The 20,406-nt window shown below is 57.3% G+C and carries 12 protein-coding genes; 2 read left to right on the top strand and 10 right to left on the bottom strand.

Annotated features, from left to right (window positions below; all coding sequences use genetic code 11):
* Window positions 1-258: 258 nt before the first annotated feature.
* From ACFDAU_RS07860 to ACFDAU_RS07820, 9 genes are all read right to left on the bottom strand, one after another.
* Complete coding sequence (locus tag ACFDAU_RS07860) at window positions 259-3,582, bottom strand: EAL domain-containing protein (protein WP_413439411.1); 3,324 nt, start codon at window positions 3,580-3,582, stop codon at window positions 259-261.
* A 3-nt stretch (window positions 3,583-3,585) separates the two neighbouring features.
* Window positions 3,586-4,647: a chemotaxis-specific protein-glutamate methyltransferase CheB gene (gene cheB, locus ACFDAU_RS07855; protein ID WP_413439410.1), complete on the bottom strand. Its 1,062-nt coding sequence runs from the start codon at window positions 4,645-4,647 to the stop codon at window positions 3,586-3,588.
* A gap of 60 nt (window positions 4,648-4,707) precedes the next feature.
* Window positions 4,708-6,039 (bottom strand): diguanylate cyclase, encoded by a 1,332-nt coding sequence (locus ACFDAU_RS07850; protein ID WP_413439409.1) that lies wholly within the window; start codon window positions 6,037-6,039, stop codon window positions 4,708-4,710.
* A gap of 104 nt (window positions 6,040-6,143) precedes the next feature.
* Window positions 6,144-8,453, bottom strand: a complete 2,310-nt coding sequence (locus tag ACFDAU_RS07845; protein WP_413439408.1) for a response regulator — start codon at window positions 8,451-8,453, stop codon at window positions 6,144-6,146.
* Between the two features lie 34 nt (window positions 8,454-8,487).
* Entirely contained in the window at window positions 8,488-9,951 is a 1,464-nt protein-coding gene (locus ACFDAU_RS07840) for a CHASE3 domain-containing protein (protein WP_413439407.1), read from the bottom strand.
* Window positions 9,952-9,982: 31 nt separating this feature from the next.
* On the bottom strand, window positions 9,983-11,620 hold the full coding sequence (locus ACFDAU_RS07835; RefSeq protein ID WP_413439406.1) for a methyl-accepting chemotaxis protein: 1,638 nt from the start codon (window positions 11,618-11,620) through the stop codon (window positions 9,983-9,985).
* A gap of 45 nt (window positions 11,621-11,665) precedes the next feature.
* Window positions 11,666-12,304 carry a chemotaxis protein CheW gene (locus tag ACFDAU_RS07830; RefSeq protein ID WP_413439405.1) on the bottom strand — a complete coding sequence of 213 codons (639 nt, stop codon included), beginning with the start codon at window positions 12,302-12,304 and terminating at the stop codon, window positions 11,666-11,668.
* A 13-nt stretch (window positions 12,305-12,317) separates the two neighbouring features.
* Entirely contained in the window at window positions 12,318-13,739 is a 1,422-nt protein-coding gene (locus ACFDAU_RS07825; protein WP_413439404.1) for a CheR family methyltransferase, read from the bottom strand.
* 35 nt (window positions 13,740-13,774) lie between these two features.
* Entirely contained in the window at window positions 13,775-14,233 is a 459-nt protein-coding gene (locus ACFDAU_RS07820; RefSeq protein ID WP_413439403.1) for a chemotaxis protein CheW, read from the bottom strand.
* 761 nt (window positions 14,234-14,994) lie between these two features.
* Between ACFDAU_RS07820 and ACFDAU_RS07815 the strand changes: the two genes are divergently transcribed.
* Complete coding sequence (locus ACFDAU_RS07815; protein ID WP_413439402.1) at window positions 14,995-15,414, top strand: ester cyclase; 420 nt, start codon at window positions 14,995-14,997, stop codon at window positions 15,412-15,414.
* A gap of 911 nt (window positions 15,415-16,325) precedes the next feature.
* Window positions 16,326-18,431: a putative bifunctional diguanylate cyclase/phosphodiesterase gene (locus ACFDAU_RS07810; RefSeq protein ID WP_413439401.1), complete on the top strand. Its 2,106-nt coding sequence runs from the start codon at window positions 16,326-16,328 to the stop codon at window positions 18,429-18,431.
* 460 nt (window positions 18,432-18,891) lie between these two features.
* Here the strand turns inward: ACFDAU_RS07810 and ACFDAU_RS07805 are convergent, their stop codons facing one another.
* Entirely contained in the window at window positions 18,892-20,148 is a 1,257-nt protein-coding gene (locus ACFDAU_RS07805; protein WP_413439400.1) for a tyrosine-type recombinase/integrase, read from the bottom strand.
* Window positions 20,149-20,406 lie beyond the last annotated feature (258 nt).

Genomic DNA, 20,406 nt, shown 5'->3' with positions numbered 1-20,406 from the left:
CGCGCCAAACTGACCCACCACTTGCATGGGTACCGGAACATCCTTCATCCCCAAATCCGTCAGTTGCTTTGCCAGTTTGCGACTGATCTTACCTCCGAAAAACGTTTCTCTTAGCCGATTGTTACAATCGGCACAAGAAGAATGCAATGAGTGAAGTAAAACGACGCTCGCAGTACACCCCCGAATTCAAACAGGAAGCTGTTCGGCTGATTGAGGTAGGGCGAAACATCGCATCGGTTGCCTTCCTTCTCTTTCAGCCTATCCCAACAGTGATTTCCGCTCGCGCAGAAATCGCTCAATCTGTTCCGCAGGCACCCCCGGGCTGAACAGGAATCCCTGGATCTCGTCGCATTTGAGCAAGCGCAGCAGTTTTGCCTGCTCCTCGGTTTCGACGCCCTCCGCGACTACCCGCATATTCAGGGAATGGGCCAGCGAGATGATCGTGGACACAATGCTCCGATCGTCGGAATTACTGGTCATGTCCATGATGAATGCCCGGTCGATCTTCAAGGCACTGACCGGCAGCTTGGCAATATAGCTGAGCGAGGAATAACCGGTACCGAAATCGTCGATCGCCACCTCCACGCCCATCTCCCGGATCACCCGGAGTTTCTGGATATTCGCCACAATATCCTGCATGACCAGGCTCTCGGTAATCTCGAGTTCCAGCCTGCTGGCGACATCCCCATTGCCCTTCACCACGCCTTCTATCATGCTGACGAAATTTTTCTGTTGTAACTGGATCGGGGAGACATTGACGGCGACTCTCGGAGATCGCAGCCCTTTCGCCTGCCACACCAGGGAATCCGATACCGCTTTTTCCAGGGCCCACTGTCCCGCTTCCAAAATCATCCCGGTTTCTTCAAGCAAGGGAATGAACATCAGCGGCGGCACCAGGCCAGTCTCGGGGTCGTTCCAGCGCAGCAAGGCTTCCAGCCCGCTGATCTGTCCGCTGTTGAGATCGATCTTGGGCTGGTAATGCAGTACCAGTTGTTCCTGCTCCAGCGCACGGCGCAGCTTGTTTTCCAGCGACAATTTCTCCGCAGCCAGCGCATTGAATGCGGGGGTATAAAATAGATACTTGTCACCGGAGAGCTTGGCTTTTTTCAGCGCTGATTCGGCATTGTGGAAAAGAGCTTCGATGTCCTCGCCATCGGCTGGATAAGTCGATATTCCTGCCCTGGCCGAAACTCGTAACTCCTGTCCGCCGATCACAAACGACCGATTCTGAATCACGGACAACACGCCATCCAGGATATGAACGATGTCTACATTTTCATCGTCGTAGCGGGTGGCAATACCGAAGTAATCGGCTGAAAAACGGGCAAGGATATCCGTTTCAACGAGTGTTCTCTGCAGCCGCTGCGTGATCTGCCGCAACACCTCGTCGCCGGCCTGCCGGCCCAGGGTTTCATTGATGCTACTGAATCGGTAGAGGTCGAGCATGATCACGGAAAATATCTTGCCATCGCGGTGTGCCGCATTGATTTTCTGGGTGACACGGTCCAGAAACAGCGTTCGGTTCGGCAAACCGGTGACGGCATCGTAATAGGCGAGATAATTGAGGCGCTCTTCTTTTTTGAGATTGTCCAGTGCAAATGAAATATCGCCAGCCATCTCGACCAGCAGCCGCATCTCCTCCGCATCGAAAACGCCCGCTTCCGGGGCATAGAGCACGAATACGCCAACCGCCTGATCTCCCAATAGCAGGGGAAACACCGCCACGGAACGATAGCCGCGCTGCAAGGCCTCGGCACGCAGCGATTGCATGGCTTCGTCCGTGGCAATGTCGTTGCAGATGACGGGTTGCCGCTGGGTCAGGGCACGTGCCGTCAGATGGCAATTTCCCGGCGCATCTTCCGTGGCGGTCAGGTTGATCCGGGCCAGATATCCATCGTCACGGCCTGCCCTGGCGACAGGGGTGACTTGCTGCGTGTCCGCGTCAAGTGTGCCGATCCACGCGAAGGTGAACTTGCCGTGCTCCACCGCGATGCGGCAGGCTTCGTCGAAGAGTTGCTGGCGCTCCCGGACACGCACGATGGTGGTGTTGATGCCGCTGAGCACGCTGTATATGCGGTTGAGGCGATTGATCTTTGATTCCTGCTCCTTACGCAGGGTGATATCGCGCCCGGTGGTAGACAGATACGCCAATGACCCATCCGGGTTCTTGTGTGCAATGATTACTTGCAGAACGGGGATTTCGCTTCCGTCGCGCCGCAGGAATGCCGTTTCCCCGCTCCAGGTGCCGTGACTTATGGCGTGCGGAATGCCTTCTTCCTGCACCAGCTTGCCTGCCCATTCGGGGTGACGATCCTTGATTCGTTGCGCGGAGAGATCCTCAATTTTTTCAAACCCCAACATCTGCAGACCCGCCTGATTGATATAGAAAAAGCGGCCATCCGGACTCGCCGTACCCACCATGTCGGGTGTAGCCTCGATGATCGCCACCAGCCGCGCCTGCTCTTCTTGGACACGTTTGCGCTCGGCGATTTCCGTGGTCAACGCCGCGGTTCGCTCTTCCACCAGTTGCTCCAGATGCCCATGCAGCCGGGTACGTTCCAACGCGATACCCACCTGGTGCCCGACTCCGTAAAGCGTTTCCAGTTCGTCTTCTTTGAACAGGCCCTGATCCGCTCCCACCAGGTTCATGACGCCCAGGCTCCGATTGCCGCTCCACAACGGCACGCTGGCATGGTAGCGCAGGCCGTTCGTGTCACCTTTGGCATACTTCAGGCGTTCACACTCCAGGATATTGGTGACATGATCCAGCTCGCCGTCAAGAAAGCGGCGCCGGCATTCGCACAAGCCCTCCATCGCGCCTTCGCTCAGCAATGCCGGGGGCAGATTGCGCACCGCCGCGACCCGGAAAGTATCGTTTTCCCACAGAGAGATCCAACCCGCCTGCACTCCCGGCAACTCCATTACCCGCTCCAACACCTGGTCGCACACTTCGCGTTCGCTCATCGCGCGATTCAGCCCCTCTGCGACGTGGTAGAGACAGCTCAGTGTGCTGTTCGAGTCGGCCAGCTCGTTCTGCTTCACCTTGAGTTCCTCGTTGAGGTGGATCGCCTCCTCGTAGACCGAAATCAGCAGATCCACGATCTGCTGCCGCTCGGCGGTGATGAAATGCCTTTGTCCGCCGAGATGGATTTCCATCCCTATTTGCATCTTCTGGCTCTTGCGCATTTCCTGATTCATCAGCAGGTAATCGACGCGGGCGAGCAGGTATTTCTCCTCATACGGCTTGCGGATAAAGTTGTCGGCGCCGCATTCCAGCCCCTTCATGATGTCCAGCACGTCGGACAGCGTGGTCACCAGAATGACCGGGATGTCCCTCAACGCTTCGTCGGACTTGATCGCCTTGCACAATTCATAGCCGCTCATCTCGGGCATCACGATGTCGCTGATCACCAGCGACGGCCTGCGCCGCCGCAACGATTCGATCGCCATCCTGCCGTTTGCGGCAGCCACCACCCGGTAGCCGTGTCCCTCGAGTAGGTACTGCAACTGTTCGGCCTGCGTCGGACTGTCCTCGGCGATGAGAATTTCAATGTCGTTGTTCTTGTTCTTTCTGGATTTCATGCGTCACGCTCCATTTTTGCTTCGGTGGTTCGCCAGATTCGTCAGCACCGCGGCAATCTTGTCCGGGGGAAGGACAAAGGTTGCCGCATCAAGCCTGATCGCTGCACCCGGCATGCCGTGCACGACCGAACTGTCCTTATCCTGGGCAAAGGTGACTGCGCCCTTTTCCTTCAATAGCCGCAGTTCCTCGGCACCGTCGCGTCCCATGCCGGTGAGCAGGCCGGCGACGGCGTCGCCCCCATAGTTATCGGCAATCGAACGAAAAAGATAAGACACCGACGGACGCAGCCCGTTTTCGGGCGCGTCCCGGGTCAGGGCGATCTTGCCGCTGCGTTCCACTTTCATCTGGTACTCGTCGGGTGCAATGTAGACGTGGCCGGGAAGAAGAAGCTCGCCGTGGGTGGCGACATGAACCGGCAGACTGGCCGACTGTGCCAGCCACTCGACGAATCCCTGGATAAAGCCAGCCGCCATATGCTGGACGATCAATACCGGCACCGGAAACGTCTTCGGCAATCCCGCCAGTATGGTATGGAGCACCGGCGGGCCGCCGGTTGAAGCGCCGATGGCGACGATCCGCACCTTCGCCGGTGTATACGCAAGCCCCATCTTCATCGATAGCGGGACCGGCGCATCGCGGCGCACTCGGGGCCAGCGCCGCACCACCTTGACTTCCGACATCAGTTTCACCGTCTGCACCAGCTCCTGCACAGTGGTTTCATGATCCGGATGACCGATGCCGTTTGGCCGCATGAGTACGGCCAAAGCACCTGCTTCCATGGCGCGAAACATCATTGCAGTTTCGTGCGGATCAGTGCTCCCGCTCACGATCACGATGGGGGTGGGATCGGTTTCCATGATGAGGCGTGTCGCTTCCAGGCCATCCATGTTCGGCATGTGGATGTCCATCGTGATCACGTCGGGCCGATAGCGGCGCACGGCATCGAGCGCTTCCTCGCCGTCATGTGCCGTGCCGACTACCCGGATGCCGGGGTCCGCGCCGAGAACGTGAATGAGAAATTCACGCACCGCGGGCGAATCTTCCACCACCAGGACGTTGATCAAAGGAGTTGCCTCATTGTGCTTTTTCCCGAAACGATGAATTGTGCAAGCTTCTGCATATGCTCATCCATGGCGCATTGGTTCATAACGGCTAATCCGGTTTCTGCCGCTCCGTTTGGCTGCGTACAGAGCCGCATCGGCGGCCGCGACCAACGTGTCCGCACCGTCTCCATGCAGCGGCCAGGACGCGACTCCGATACTGACGGTAATGCGCACAGGCGCGCCCATGCTGATGTCAAACGGCTGCATTTCCACGCTGGCGCGCATGCGCTCGGCGATATCGGCGGCGGCGTCGGAATCAGTCTCCGGCAGGATGACGGCGATTTCCTCACCGCCGTAGCGGCATACGCGGTCGATGACGCGCGCCTGCTGGTTCAACAGTTCGCTCAGTCCCTTGAGAATGGTGTCTCCCGCCTGATGTCCGTGCGTGTCGTTGACGTGCTTGAAGTGGTCAATGTCGAGCATCAGCAGCGCAACCGGCCGCTTGAAGCGCTGTGCGCGTGCGAGTTCGTCGGCGAGCAGCGTATAGAATGTGTTGTGGTTGTAGAGGCCGGTAAGGCCGTCGCGGGTCGCGAGTTCGTAGAGTGCTTTTTGATTTTGTTCCAGCTTATTCGCCATGGTATTGAACGCCGTGGCGAGTTCACCCAGTTCGTCACGCTGCGCCAGGATTACACGGTAGGAAAGCTCACCTGCGGACAGGCGCGCGGCGCCCTGACGCAGGGCGTCCACGCCCGTGAGGATGGAGCGCGCCAGTGCGACGCTGACCAGCAGACCGGTTGCCAGCGCTGCCGTGAAAGCGCCGAATGTGATCCAGATACTGCGTATCCTGGTGACACGAGCTGTTGCCCGATCCGCATCGATGAACCGGCGGGAAATATCGTGGATCTGGTCCAGCAGGCCTACGGACAGATAGACATGCGCATCGAAACGCTTCAATTCGCGCGCGGCTTGCGTGTCGCCGATGGGATTGCGCAAATGCAGCAGCGCCTCACCGATCTGCCGGGCCTGCTGCCATTCCCTGCGCGCGGATACGATCAGCTCGCGCTCCTGCGCCAGGGAGAATCGCTCCGGCGTGGCCTCCTTGAAGGCAAGCTCCACCCGGTGGTTCAGTTGAATGAACTGTATCGACTCACCTGGATCACCGTTGACGAGGTAATCGTGGATCGGCATGGTGGCCGTGAGGAGGTCCGCCTGAAGATGCATCACGGGGCTCATCTCCTCGGTGACCTCCCTGACGATATCCTCCAGTGGATCGACCAGACGTGGCAAAAGATAAAACAGACCTACGGCAGCCGCCAGCAGAAACGGCAACAGCACAGCCCCGAGTCCCAAGGTGAAGCGCGTGCGCAAAGAGATTTGCAATGAACGGAAACGGGCCATGGCAATCGCTTTCATCAAGTTCGCTTACTCACGAATAGTCGGTTCGTCACGTTTTTTTCCACAAAAATACTTAGATTATGGTTGCCGTTGCATCGAATGCCCGCGCTGACGCCCGCCGCTCAAATGAGCCTGCCAATGACTTCCAGCAGGTTGCTCTGGTCGAAGCTGCTTTTCACAATATAGGCGTTGGCACCAACGTCGATGCCGCGTTCGCGGTGTTCGCGCGAGCCCAGCGCCGTCACCAGCACCACCGGCAGCTCCGCGAGTTGCTTATCCGCGCGCACCTTGGCCGTCAGGTCGAAGCCGTCCATGCGCGGCATTTCTACATCCGAGACGATCAGGTCGAACGTGCCGGTCTTGAGTGCGGTGTAGGCGTCAACACCGTCCACCGCGGTGGTGACATGATAGCCTGCCGATTCGAGTATGTTCTTGAGCAACGCCCGCGAGGTGATCGAATCTTCCACCACCAGGATGGATTGCTTCTCCGTTTCCCCGTGTTTTTCGGCAGCGAGTGCAAGCGGCGCCATCGCCCGCTTCACGGCCGACTTCAGCAGGTCGGGAACATTGAGAACCGGCACGACTTCCCCCGTTCCCAGCACGCTCGCACCGGCGACGTTGCGCACGCGCGTGAGTTGCGGCCCAAGCGGCTTGACCAGCACTTCCTGTTCCCCGACGATCTCCTCCACACGGAATGCGATACGTTGCGTACCCAGTGCCAGCACGACTGTTTGCAGGGTGCCGGCCGATTCGTCCGCCGTGCCCTTGCGCGGCAGTTCCAGCACATCGCTGAGCCAGGCCAGCGCAAGCACCTGATCATCAAGCGCGATCGTTTCCCGGTTTTCCACGGTCTGGATGTTCTGGCTGGCTACGCGCGCCACGCGCTCGACACTGATGGCGGGAATGATGAACAGATGACCGCCGGCGCGAACGGTGACGCCCTGGAAGTTGGCCAGTGTCAGCGGCAGGACGATACGGAACTCGGTTCCTTTGCCGGGGCGGGACTCGAGGACGACAGAGCCGCCCAGCCGCTCGACCTTTTCCCGCACGATCGCAAGGCCGAGCCCGCGCCCGGAGACGTCCGTGATGAGGGGGCTGGTGGAAATGCCGGACTGGAAAATCAGCGCCAGCACTTCCGCTGGGCCGAGGCTTTCCGCCGCCTCGGGCGCAACCATGCCAAGCCTGCCGGCCGCGGCCTTCACACTGGCGGCGTCGATGCCCGCCCCGTCATCGGCAATGCGTATCTCGACCTTGCCGCTGTCCTGTTGCGAGATCGCCACGCTGAACGTTCCGTGCGGCTGCTTCTGCCTCTCCCGGCGCAGCGCCGGTTTTTCGATGCCGTGATCGATGCCGTTGCGCAACAGGTGGATGAGCGGATCCTTCATCTCCTCCAGAATGCGCCGATCGATTTCAATCTCGCCGCCCTGGAACACCAGCTCTATCTCCTTGCCCTGCTCGCGGGCCAGCTCGCGGGCGAAGCGGGGGAGAATCTCGAGCAGCGACGCGAACGGCAGCAACTGCATCTCCTTCACGTCGTAAAGCAGGCTGTCGGTCATACCGGTTAGTGTGCGCAAATCGTGCTCGGCGGATTTCTTCAATTTCGCCAGACGGTCTTCGAGCGTTTTGATGTAGCCATGTTCGACATCCAGATATTCGAGCAGCTTGCGGATTTGTTGCGGGCCCTTGGCGGCTTCGTTGTTCTTGCCACCCGGTTCGCATAAACTTTCGACCAGCCTGAGTGTGGGCTGAATCCGCACCCGTTCCTTTTTCCAGCCTGCGAGCAGGGCAGCGGTCTCGCGCAGCTCCCTGGCGCGTTGACCTGACGCCAGCCGGGGCGACAGCAGTTCTTCAACCTGCCGCATCACGCCGTCGAGCTTCGCCGTGGAAACCCGGATGGTTCCGGAGGTCAAACTGTGAGATCGCGGCGCGGGTGAAGGTACACCGCCCGTCTCGACAGCCTCATTTGGAGTGGCAGGCGTGGATGGCGGCGGAATCGCTTGCGGCTGTGTGTGTTCTGGCAATGGCCCTGTCAACGCATCGTCGAGTTGCCGAATCAGCCTGCCGATTACCGGATTGCGGGTTTCCTGCGCACCGGTTTGCGGAACCAGTAAACCGCCGAGGGCATCAATCGTCTGGTGCAGGAGATCCAGCAACGGCGGCGAGACGGCGAGCTGATTGCTCTTCAGCGCCGCGAACACGCTTTCCAGCGGCTGGCAGGCGGATTCGATCTGCGTCAGATTCACAGCACGGGCAGCACCCTTCAGGCTGTGCGCTTCGCGGAACACCTGCTCGACGATTTCCGCCCGCCGTGAGCCAACCGGCATTTTCTCCAGTTCGAGCAATCCCGACGACATCGCTTGAAGATGTTCGCCTGCCTCGATCCGGAACGTCGCGAGCAGTCTTTTCAGAAACTCATCGTTTTGTTTGGCCATGGTTCTGTTCCGTTTCCAGTATTCGGCTGTCCGCTCAGGCGACCTTGCGTCCGATTAATGTGGCCAGTTCCTGCCCCAGCTCATGCAGCCCCTGCGCGGCGACTTCCGCCTGCCGGGTGCCGGACACGTTCTGCACGCTGGCCTGCTTGATGTTTCCCATCGCCAGCGCCACTTGATCCATGCCCACCATCTGCTGCTGGCTCGATGCGGCAATCTGCGTGGCCGCCTGTGCCGCTTCATGGATGCTCTCGGCGAGCAGGCGGATGGATTCGCCGGTCTCCGTGGTCTGCTTCACCCCGGTCTCGACCGCCTTGTGACCCTGTTCGGTGGCCAGCACGGCGGCGCCGGTGGCTTTCTGGATATCGCCCAGAAGAGCGCGCACCTGGCTGGTCGCCTGCTTGGATTGTTCCGCCAGGCTCTTGACCTCCTGCGCCACGACGCCGAAACCCTTGCCATGCTCGCCGGCCTTGGCCGCTTCGATGGCGGCGTTCACCGCAAGCACGTTCGACTGCTCGGCCAGGTCGTTGACGGTGGCGATGATCTCGCCGATGGCCTGGCTCTGCTCGGACAGGCGCACGATGCTTTCAGCGATGGATTCCATCTGTTCCTGGATATGCTGCATGCCGGCAATCGCGTCTTCAACCGATTTGCGTCCGGTCTGCGAGATCTGGGCGGTCTTCTGCGCGCTGTCGGAGACGTACTTCGCTTTCTGGCTGGCAAGCTGCGCGGTCTGCTTTACTTCCTCTACCGTCGCCGTGGTCTCGCTCACCGCACTGGCCGTCTCGGCCGCACCCGAAGCAACCTGGGTAGTGGTGGCCAAAATCTCGGCTGCGGAGGACGACAGCAGGTTAATGCTTTCACGCAACTGGCGGGTAATGGTGCGAGTGAGCAGAAAACCAAACAGGGCCAACACTGCAAAGGCAAGAGGAATACCGTAAACAATGGTGGCAATCGTGGTTTCGGAATTGGCTTTCACCTCACCATCCCGCTGTTCTAATAATTTCTTCTCTTCGTTTCCCATCGCGGCGATGAGTTTTCGAATATCATCCATCACCTGCTTTCCCTTATCCGTCCGTACCACCTGTAACGCAGCCTCGAACCCCTTGCTTTTCCGCAAATCAATCGTTTCCTTAAGTTCGGAAAGTTTTGCCGCAATAAGGGGCGCAAGCGCATCGAGCCGATGCTGCTGGTTGGGGTTGTCCGCCGTCAGGTTCCGGAGATTTTGGAGCGCCTTATTCACAGCCGCCGTCCCGCTCTGGTACGGTTCCAGATAAGGCTCTTCTCCAACTATGATGTAGCCGCGTTGCCCGGTCTCGGCATCTTTCAGGGCAGAGAGCACCTTGTTGAGATTATCAAGCACCTGATAGGAGTGTGCTCTCAGCTGCGCGGCTTCGATGAAGCCGGCCGTGTTCCGGTATGAGACTGTGCCCAGAACTACCAGCATGGCCAGTGCCAGCGCGTATCCAGCACCAATCTTTGTTCCAATGGTCCATTTCATATAGCCATCCTCTCTGTTGGATTGAAGACCATCAAACTTTGTATTGTTCCGCCAACAGCTTCAGCCGCTGCCCCAATTCATGCAGCCCCTGCGCGGCGACTTCCGCCTGCTTGGTGCCGGACACGTTCTGCACGCTGGCCTGCTTGATGTTTTCCATCGCCAGCGCCACCTGATCCATGCCCACCATCTGCTGCTGGCTCGATGCGGCAATCTGCGTGGCCGCCTGTGCCGCTTCGTTGATGCTCTCGGCGAGCAGGCGGATGGATTCGCCGGTCTCCGTGGTCTGCTTCACCCCGGTCTCGACCGCCTTGTGACCCTGTTCGGTGGCCAGCACGGCGGCGCCGGTGGCTTTCTGGATATCGCCCAGAAGAGCGCGCACCTGGCTGGTCGCCTGCTTGGATTGTTCCGCCAGGCTCTTGACCTCCTGCGCCACCACGCCGAAACCCTTGCCATGCTCGCCGGCCTTGGCCGCTTCGATGGCGGCGTTCACCGCAAGCACATTCGACTGCTCGGCCAGGTCGTTGACGGTGGCGATGATCTCGCCGATGGCCTGGCTCTGCTCGGACAGGCGCACGATACTTTCAGCGATGGATTCCATCTGTTCCTGGATATGCTGCATGCCGGCAATCGCGTCTTCAACCGATTTGCGTCCGGTCTGCGAGACCTGGGCGGTCTTCTGCGCGCTGTCGGAGACGTACTTCGCTTTCTGGCTGGCAAGCTGCGCGGTCTGCTTTACTTCCTCTACCGTCGCCGTGGTCTCGCTCACCGCACTGGCCGTCTCGGCCGCACCCGAAGCAACCTGGGTAGTGGTGGCGAGAATCTCGCTTGAGGTCGAGGCCAGTACCCCAACCCCTTCGTTAATCTCGCGTGTGAGCCGCCGCAGGTTTTCGACCATCCCGTGGAAAGTGCGCCCAAGGGTACCGACTTCATCGGCACGATCGTTTTCCGGGACGTTGACGGTAAGATCGCCTGACGCTACTCGTTCGGCAACATCCGAGATCGCGCGCAGCGGCTGGACTATAATCCGGTTGAGAAGCAGTACCATAGCCAGTCCGAGCAGCATCGCCGCGATACCCATGAAGACGAACAGGCGCACCATCTGCTGCGTCCAGCGCTCGGATTCCGCCACGGCGGCGCGCGCCTTTTCCACCGCTGAGTCGCCCAGCTCCTGGGCAATGACGCGTATCTTGCGGTAGCGTTCCTCCTGGATGCCTAGCGCCAGCGCCTTGGCTTCGTCTGTCTTGTTTGCATAGATCAGCGGGATGAGCTGGTTGTCGCGCGTCTGCGTGAACGCCTCGCGTATTGTCTCGAGCTTGTCGAGCTGGGCAAGCAGCCCTGGATTGTTGCGGTTGCGTTCCAGCAGTTGCTGCGTGGCCGTGGCGATTTCCTTGCCGCGCTGCTCGATATTCTGATGCCAGCCATCCTGATCGGAGTGCTTTGTCGCCATCATCATGCTGAACAGCGCGGCCCGCATGCCGTTCTCGTCCGAGCGAATGTTCAGCAGATCCACGGCGTTGGCAAATTCCTTCTGGTAGAGACGCTTTTGTGACGCCTGGATCGCCGTGATACCGAGATAAGCAGCCACGATCACAATTGCGAGAAAAACGAGCATCAGCCCGAATCCGGCGAAGAGCTTGCCGCGCGTTTTCAAATTGAGGAACCATTTCATCACTGTTCTCCTTGTTTTTCTGTCGAGCCAGGAACCATTTGTCCGCTACCGATCCACCTGCTCCTGCACGATGATGTTCGCGTCGGACAGGAGTTTTTCCGCATCGAGAATGACTGTTCGATCAGGCGTCACGCCCCGCAAATACGCTGCCCGGATATCCGTGAGCGTGGGCAGGGATGACTGAATATCGGCGATGGGGATGCGGCGCACGCCGGTAATCGCATCCGCCAGGATGCCGAAGAGCATGTTTTCGGAGTGCAGCACGATGACCTTGTTGAGATCGGTCAGCCCTTGCTCCGGCAACTCGAAAAATTTCCTGATGTCGATGACCGAGAGTATCTCGCCGCGCAGGTTGATGATGCCGAGTACGAAGGCCGGCGTGCACGGTAGGGGTGTGAGGCTTTCCAGGGGATAGACCTCCCGGACATAACGCGATTCGACCGCGTAGTGTTCGTAGGCCAGCAGAAATTCCACGACCTCGATGCGCGCATTGGCGGCTTCTTCCGGCGCGGGTTCCCGGGCCAGCGCCTGCGCTCTTGCCTTCAGGATGCGTTGTGCCTCTGCGGGTGGCGGCGTCGATCCGCGCTCGATCGCGGCGCGCGTGGCCGCCATGCGCCGCTCTATATCGCGCCAGTCGACAGACACTTTTTTCTGTTCTCGCGACCCTGGCTTAGGTGTGCTCATGCCTTAATACCTCTCATACGCCGACCGCTGCAGCGCGCGGCAGGCTGGACAGCACGGATGTGATGATCTCGACCAGCCGACCGGCGCTCAGCCCGTCTGACTCGGGCAGGGGTTCGTCGCGCGGGTGCCGCTGCAGGAGCGCGAAGGCATTTCTGAAATGCCGCTCCGCCTCGCGGCGGCGGCCTTGCGCCAGACGCAGGTTACCCAACGCGAAATGCGCGAGTACGAAATCGGGATCGAGATAGAGCGCGCGCATCAGCGCCTGTACGGCGAGGTCGTAGTGGCCCTGCTCCTGCCGGATGGTGGCGAGGAGATACGGGTGCGCGGGATTCAGCTTGTCGGCGGCAATCGCCTGTTCGCACCATTCGGCCGCTTCGGTGAGCTTTCCCTGGTTGGCACAGGCCCGCGCTGCACAGGACGGCGCTGCGTTATCATTCACCACGACCAGAGGTGCTTCGCCTGGTTGCTCTGCCGGGCGATCCAAATTCAACGGCGCTTTGTGCAACGGGATAGAGAGGATTGCATCCCCAACCAGGCATTCCGGCAGCAAGGTCTCGGGCAATAAGCCAGGTACCGCAGCGGGGCAAGTAGTTGCGACAGCCGGCGATTCCGAGTTGGTAAGCTTGCGGTAGAGAACCGTTCCGGGAAAGCTGACGGCGGTGAATCCGGAAAACAGGCTGGTCGAGGTTTCCACGGGACTGACGATGAGCCACCCACCATCGACGAGCGAGCGGTGGAAGTTTTCGATGACCTGCTTCGCCCGCGCCGCGGTGAAATACATCAGTACATTGCGGCAGAAGATCACGTCCATCGCGTTGGTGTTGTTGGTGAGTGAAGGGTAAACGTCGTCGGCAAGGTTGAGGTAGGAAAATGTCACCCGCTTGCGGATGCGCGGCAGGATCTCGAAGCGCGCATTTTTTCCGTGTTTGAAATGACGCGCCCGGATCCAGGCCGGCGTGTCGCGGAACGACCATTCGCCGTACATTCCTGCTGCCGCCTTACCCAGGAATGCCGGGTTGATGTCAGTGGCCAGGATGGTGACATTCCATTTTTCAGGGTCGGGGATTAGTTGGTCGAGGAGCATGGCGATGGAATAGGCTTCCTCGCCCGTGCTGCAACCGGCGCTCCAGATGCGCAGCCGCCGTTCGGTGTGCTCGCGCGCATGCAGCAACGCCGGGAGGATGTGCTGTTCGAGCGCCTCGAAGCTCCGCTTCTCGCGGAAAAAATAAGTTTCGCCCACGGTCAAATGGCTGGCGAGGGTCTCGATCTGGCTGCGCGTCAGGGGTAAGGACAACAGCCAGTGCGCGCATGCTTGCGCATCCGGAATGCCGAACTGGCGGGCGGCTGCGACGATTCCCCGCTCCAGGTCACTCCAGCGGTTTTTCGGGAAGTACAGCCCGGTCTGTGCAGCGAGGAAATCGCTCAGACTGGACAAAAGTGAATCTGGAAAAGGAGAGCGTATGTTCTGCATCAAAGAGGGGTCATGGCCTGGTCCAGAGAATCTTCTTCTTCCAGGGAGAGAAACTGTTCCAGATTGTAGATCAGGATCAAGCCATCCTTGAGCTTCGCCACACCTTGAACATATTCAAGCTCGGGCAGGATACCCTCCGCCACGACCAGTTCCCGCGCGGTGCATTCGACGACACCGGTCACCGTATCCACCACCAGCGCTACCGGCCGCCGCACCGTGTGGGTGATGACGAGCTGGTCAGTGAGCGCAATGTCCCGTTGCGGCAGGCCAAAACGCTTGCGCACGTTGATGACCGGGATCACTTCTCCGTGCACATTGACCACACCAAGCACGATGTCCGGTGCCTTCGGCAACGGGCTAATCTCCACCGCACGCACCACTCTGTCCACCACTGGCAGATACAGGGCGCAGCGCTGATCGCCCAAAGTAAAAACCAGGAGTTGATCCGGTTTTCCCATAATCGCCGGCTCGGCGTTCATGGATAATGAAGCGGCCAACTCGTTGCTGAAAAATAAAGTGATGCGGGCAAAACAATCATGACATGTCTCCCATTTCTTTGGTAATACTAGCCTGAATTTTGCAAAATAAAAGGAGAATAACGTGGCAAATACTTGATCGTAATGTATTTATTGCACTTCTATAAGAATAAACCCCGTTGAATTTCAACTGCCGTCATCAAGTTTTATTTTTTGATGACGTTTGGATGAGATTTGCAACGATTTACAGCGGTTTGCTGGAATGCAATCGCGGTTGTGAAGTGGTTTTATAATTGGCAAGAAACAAGTTTGGCAAAAGCGGACCAACACCAGAAAGTCAGTGTCATCGACCGTCGGGGTCGGATATGGAGCCAAAACATCATTTCGTCTTCGAGAAAGCGGACGTCCAATTCCTCTTCTGAGTGACTGCATTTCGGTATACGGTATATGACCGCAATGGCCGACTTCCGGTCCGTCGCAGAATCGCTAGGATAGGCGGCTTACCGGCCATTGCGGACCGCCGCCTTCGCGAGAATTAGATTGATTATGAGTGACAACTTTGCGGCACGCAATTCGCAAATTGCTACAGTCACTGTGTTCCAGTTGCGGCCATCCGAAGTTATTCCCTGAAGCGGACGGTCAAGCGCCGCAAGGCAGCATATGCATATGGAACTTTTCGGTTGCTCTGCCAATGCTGGCCGTCTAAGCTAGCTATTCAACAATTCAACCGAAGGGAACGGATCATGCAATCCAACAGCAGCGTTGTACTCCAATTTATTGAGAAGGTTCTGAACAGAGGAGAAGTCGATGCTGCCGGGGAGTTCTTCTGGGAAGACATGGTCGAGCAAGTTCCGCTTCCTGGCCAAGGGCCGGGTATTGAAGGGTTGAAGTACGCATTGCGTGGTTTGAGGGAGGCGTTTCCCGACATGCATTGGACGGTCCAAGAACAGATAGCCGAGGGCGACAAGGTGGTGTCACGGTTCGAGTGGACAGGTACGCATCGTGGGACATTTTTAGGCGTGCCAGCCACGGATCAAACTGTGACGGTTTGGGGCATGGTTATCGACCGCTTGGATGGCGGAAAAATTAAGGACACGCGCATCATCATGGACACGCTTGGACTGATGATGCAGTTGGGAGTGGTTCCACCGCCAAAGGGATGACTCCGACGCCGCCCAACAAGGCGCTCCAGCAAGTCCGCAGCTGAGCTTCGGCGTGGCGCGTCAGCTTTTTTCAAGGCTCGAAAGTCCGCTGAGGGTCGGGGGTGACTGTTGGCAGACGTCTGCTTCAGAGCATGATAATTTTTCTAGTACACCACAAACTAAACAGCCCGACAGCGGACATTGGCGAACTCACACATTCGACCCCTATGCGCCGTTCAGACCGTACTTTCGTAAGTCAAGTCCGCAGCGGTTGCAGTCTTTCGTCAAAGCCGGCTTTATGGAAACATACCTGGCCAGGGATTTCCTAGTCCTACTCGGCAATGACGGACAGGGGATGCCACCTTGAAACAGTGCGAATCGTCAATGCGTTGAAGCCATGCGCTATCAGATGATCTCCTCCTTCAGGTGACTCCGTTCGCTACCGCACCGTTTATTTTCTGTGATCCGGGCAAAATTTAAAGAGAAGCCACGTAACGCGGCTGAGCTGCCAAATAGCGCCCCCCCATGAAAAAGAAGCCGATTTCAACATTAGCACAAGTCACCGAGCCAATAAAAGCGTTGTCCCAAGTGTTGAAAGAGAGCGAGATTGTCCTGGGCATGGTCAAAGAGTCTGGAGATGAACTGGCGTCGGTAAACTTAGTCCTCAATGAAGAGTTCTCGAATCGGGATCTTCAGCCTGATCGATCTATCCGAGAGATGGCACCACGGTGGAGGCCTTGATCAAAAGTGCCGACGCCGCAATGTACTTGGCAAAGCAAAGCAAGTCCGGTTATTCGTTTTCGAGTGACGCTCCATCGCAGCCAGCCTGAGCAGTCTGTGCTGGTCGGTGATTTGGCGAATGAAATGAGTCTTCCTGTCACCATGTGGTGCAGTCCGTGAGAGAAATAGCGATTTAACTAGAGATAGACAACATGCGACTATCACACTTTATTCTGCAGAACCTCGAACCCATCCTCGTGGAGTGGGAGAAATTCGCGGCCACCTTGTTTCCAGCATCCCAAAGAGCGGATCAAGCCATGTTGCGTGATCACGTCAAAAAAATGCTGGAAACGATTGCCGCCGATCTTGCTCGTCCAGAGTCCCCCCTCCATCAAGCCGAAAAGTCGAAAGGTCATCGCCCCGCTACCAAAACGGCAGCCACAACCCATGGCGTAGAGCGCCTGGAGTTGGGGTTCAGTTTGGTTTCAGCTATGGCGGAATATCGAGCGTTGCGCGCCAGTGTTACCCGACTATGGCAAGACGCGCATCTCGCTAAGCCGGTATCGAAATCCGCGAATGAGGACATCATTCGATTTAACGAAGCCATCGATCAGGCGGTCAGCGAATCTGTTGATAGTTATTCAGCGGAAAGAGACAAGCAAACTCGCGTGTTCGAGACGATTTTGTCGTCCTCCCCTGATCTCAGTTTTACCTTCGACCTGGAGGGCAGGTTTGCCTATGCCAACAAAGCGCTAATTCAATTGTTGGGGCTACCCATCGATAAAATCGTGGGGACAAATTTCTTCGATCTTCATTTCTCTGCAGCGGCTGAAATGCAGGGCCAAATTCAACAGGTCATCGCCAGCAAACAACAATTTCGCGGAGATATTCCCTATACAGCTCCGGGTAGAGAAGTGGAGTTTTATGATTTCATTTTTGCCCCTGTCCTTACCAAGAGGCGCAAAGTTGAAGCTGTTGCCGGGACTGCTCGCAACATTACCAAGCGCAAAATTTCGGAGAATAGAAACTGGCAAAAAGCCAACTACGATCTATTAACAGGCCTGCCCAATCGACGCTTGTTTGGCGATCGACTGAACCAGTCAGTCAAACATACCGGACGCACGGGTGCACCGATCGCCTTGCTGTTTATTGATCTCGATCACTTCAAAGAAGCCAATGATAGGTTTGGGCACGATTCGGGCGATATCTTATTGCGACTGGTAGCAGATCGCATCCGCTCGTGTGTTCGGGCAACCGATACCGTAGCGCGTCTGGGCGGTGACGAATTCACAGTCATACTGACAGACCTGATCGGCACAGAGCATGTCGAGATCGTCGCTGAAAAAATCTTAAAAGAACTCGCAACACCTTTTCAGATTAACGATAACATCCTTCACATCTCTGCCACTATCGGCATCACGCTCTGCCCCCAAGATGCCAATTCAGCCGAACAGCTTATTAAAAACGCGGACCAGGCGATGTATGTGGCGAAAACCGCGGGGCGCAACCGTTTCAACTTTTTCTTGCCCAATCAGGAGCAATCTGTGGAACCAAGCTCCCGGTTAATCACCGACCTGCGTGTGGCCTTACCGCAGCAACAACTCGAGGTGTATTACCAACCGATACTCGATATAGCCACGGGGCGCATTGTCAAGGCAGAAGCACTCTTGCGATGGAACCATCCCGAGTTAGGCCTGATGCTTCCGGGACAATTTATGGGGCCTGCTGAAGAGGCCGGGGTGATGGATGAGATCGGCAATTGGGTATTTACCGAAGCAGCTTTGCATTCGCGCCTATGGAGCGCTTTATTGGGAATGCCGTTTCAAATCAACATCAACTTGTCGGCCAAGCAGTTCATCGACCACAATTACACAAGTAACTGGGGAGCCTATATAAAAAGTCTTGGGCTGGCGCCGCATAGCCTTTCAGTCGATATAAAAGAAGAAGCTTTTTTGAATGAGTGGGGCAATGTCAGCGACAGAATCGTCGCACTACATGACGCCGGTATTGAGGTGGCAGTTGATGATTTTGGAGCGGGGTACTCATCCATCGCCCATCTAAAAAAATTCGCTGTCGATACCATCAAGATCGATCGGTCCCTCATACACGATATGGCCGGCGACGCGAGCAACGAATCGGTCTCGCAGGCCATCATCGCGATGGCGCATAAGCTCGGAATCAAGGTGATAGCAGAGGGCGTGGAGACGATAACCCAACGCGTTAGCCTTCAGTCAGCAGACTGCGACTATGCGCAAGGATATTTTTTTGCAGCACCCGTGCGAGCAGACGAATTTGAAAAACTGCTGCAACCTGGCTAGCACGTTGTTATTGGCGGTCTGACAGTGTGGGAAAATGGCGACTGAGTGCGCATTTGGATGTCGGCTTTCGAGCGACCAGTTTGCAAAATCGTGCAGCCGATTTTAGCCTTGACGAGTCATTCACCGCCAAAACCTCAATGACTCCTGACGCTGCACAGTGACTGTAGCACGTTGCGAATTGCTTGCCGCAAAGCGGTCACTTATAATCAATCGAACTCTCGCGAAGCCGACGGTCCGCAATGGCCGAGCAAGAGACGGCCATACAACAGATCTTGTACTTCCGCTTTCCGTACTTTCCGGACAAGTCGGCTCTGTCAGATTAAACACATGGAAATAGCCGGACTGCGACGATTTCAGAAATCTCACTTTCCCCCAATGGTCAATACCAACTAATGTCTTTGCAGTGGTCAGCGCTTTCAGGCACAGGCGCTCAACGCGACCGGGATACGCAATCAAAGCATCAAAGCAGTGCTTGTGTCGTGATGACCTTCATCGACGGGGGCAGCAACGTCGGCGTGTGTGACTTGCCGGCCACCCAAGCATCAATCATGTCGGCCCATTCTTGCAGCATGTGCCGGCGCTGCTCAGCGTATTCGGCCTTGTTGTAGACACCGCGTGATGAGCGGCCATCTTCGTGCGCCAAGCACTTCTCAATCCAATCGCTGTTAAAACCGAGTTCGTTGAGGATGGTCGAACCGGTGCGGCGCAGGTCATGCACGCTGAAGCTTTCGATGGGTAAGCCCTTCGCTTTCGACCGCTCAACGACTATCTGCGCGACGCGATTCAGCGTGGCGTTCGACATGCACTTGTCGCCGTCATAGCGCGAGGGCAGCAGGTACTTCGAGCCACCGGCGCAAGTGCGCAGCGCGATCATAATGTCGAGCGCCTGCTGTGACAGGTAGATGTTGTGGGCCTTGGCAGCTTTCATGCGCACTTTCGGAATGGTCCACAGCGCGTTCTCGAAGTCGATCTCGTCCCACGTCGCATGGATGAGTTCGCCCTTGCGCACCAGTGTGAGCAGGATCAGCCGCAGCGCCAGTTTGATGGTCGGGTACGAAGCCACGTACTCCAACTCCTTGTGCAAGACGCGTATCTCCGTAGGCGACAACGCCCGATCCCTCGGCACGAAGGTGGCGATCGACGATGGTCCCACGTCGTCGGCAGGGTTGGCCACCTTCTCGCCGTGCAGGATAGCGAAACCGTAGATTTGTTTGATGATGTCGCGGACGTGGATCGCTGTTGCTGGCGCTCCCCTGTCCTTGACCTTATTGCACAGGTCACGAAGATCGTCGGGGCTAATCTCGCTCAACAGACGGTTTTTGAACACCGGCAGGATATCCCGGTCAAGGATGCTCTTGCGCATCGACCGGGTGCTATCGGCCATCCTGGCTTCCTCATACCATTTGTCGGTAAATTCCTGGAAGGTTTGGGCTTCCGACAGGCGCCGTTTCTCGCGCTGCTTTTCCTGCGCCGGGGACTGGCCTTCCGAAACGGCCCGCTTTGCGTCGATGCATTTTTCGCGCGCCCGAGCCAGCGACAGACCGCCCGACCCGTAGCGCCCAATCGTCAGCGTCTCGCGCCTGCCGTTGATCCTGTAGTCATAGCGGAATGTAACGGTACCCGCCGACGAGACCGTGACGTACATGCCATCCCGGTCCGTCACCTTGTAAGGCGTGTCCTTGGGCTTAAGGTTCTTCAGTGCAGTGTCGGTAAGCATCGGTTCTTACTCCTGATAACGGCCATTTTACCGTCAACGGCTTGAAAGTAACAGAATTCTCTGAAACCCCTATGAATACTAGCTTTTCACGCTATTTTTTACCGTCATCAGCAAAATAAGTCAGACGGTAAAAAATTTTGGATGATTGGCCTAGCTTTCATTACCGACAGGATTACCGACAAAAAGTTTTGCTTGTCGTCGATAGATGCCGATAGATGTCGGCATATAAACTTATATAAATCAATAAATTAAGTTGTT

The sequence above is a fragment of the Sulfuriferula sp. GW1 genome (assembly GCF_047300855.1).
In the GTDB taxonomy this organism is placed as follows: Bacteria; Pseudomonadota; Gammaproteobacteria; order Burkholderiales; family Sulfuriferulaceae; genus Sulfuriferula.
This window is presented reverse-complemented; position numbering and strand designations above follow the sequence as displayed.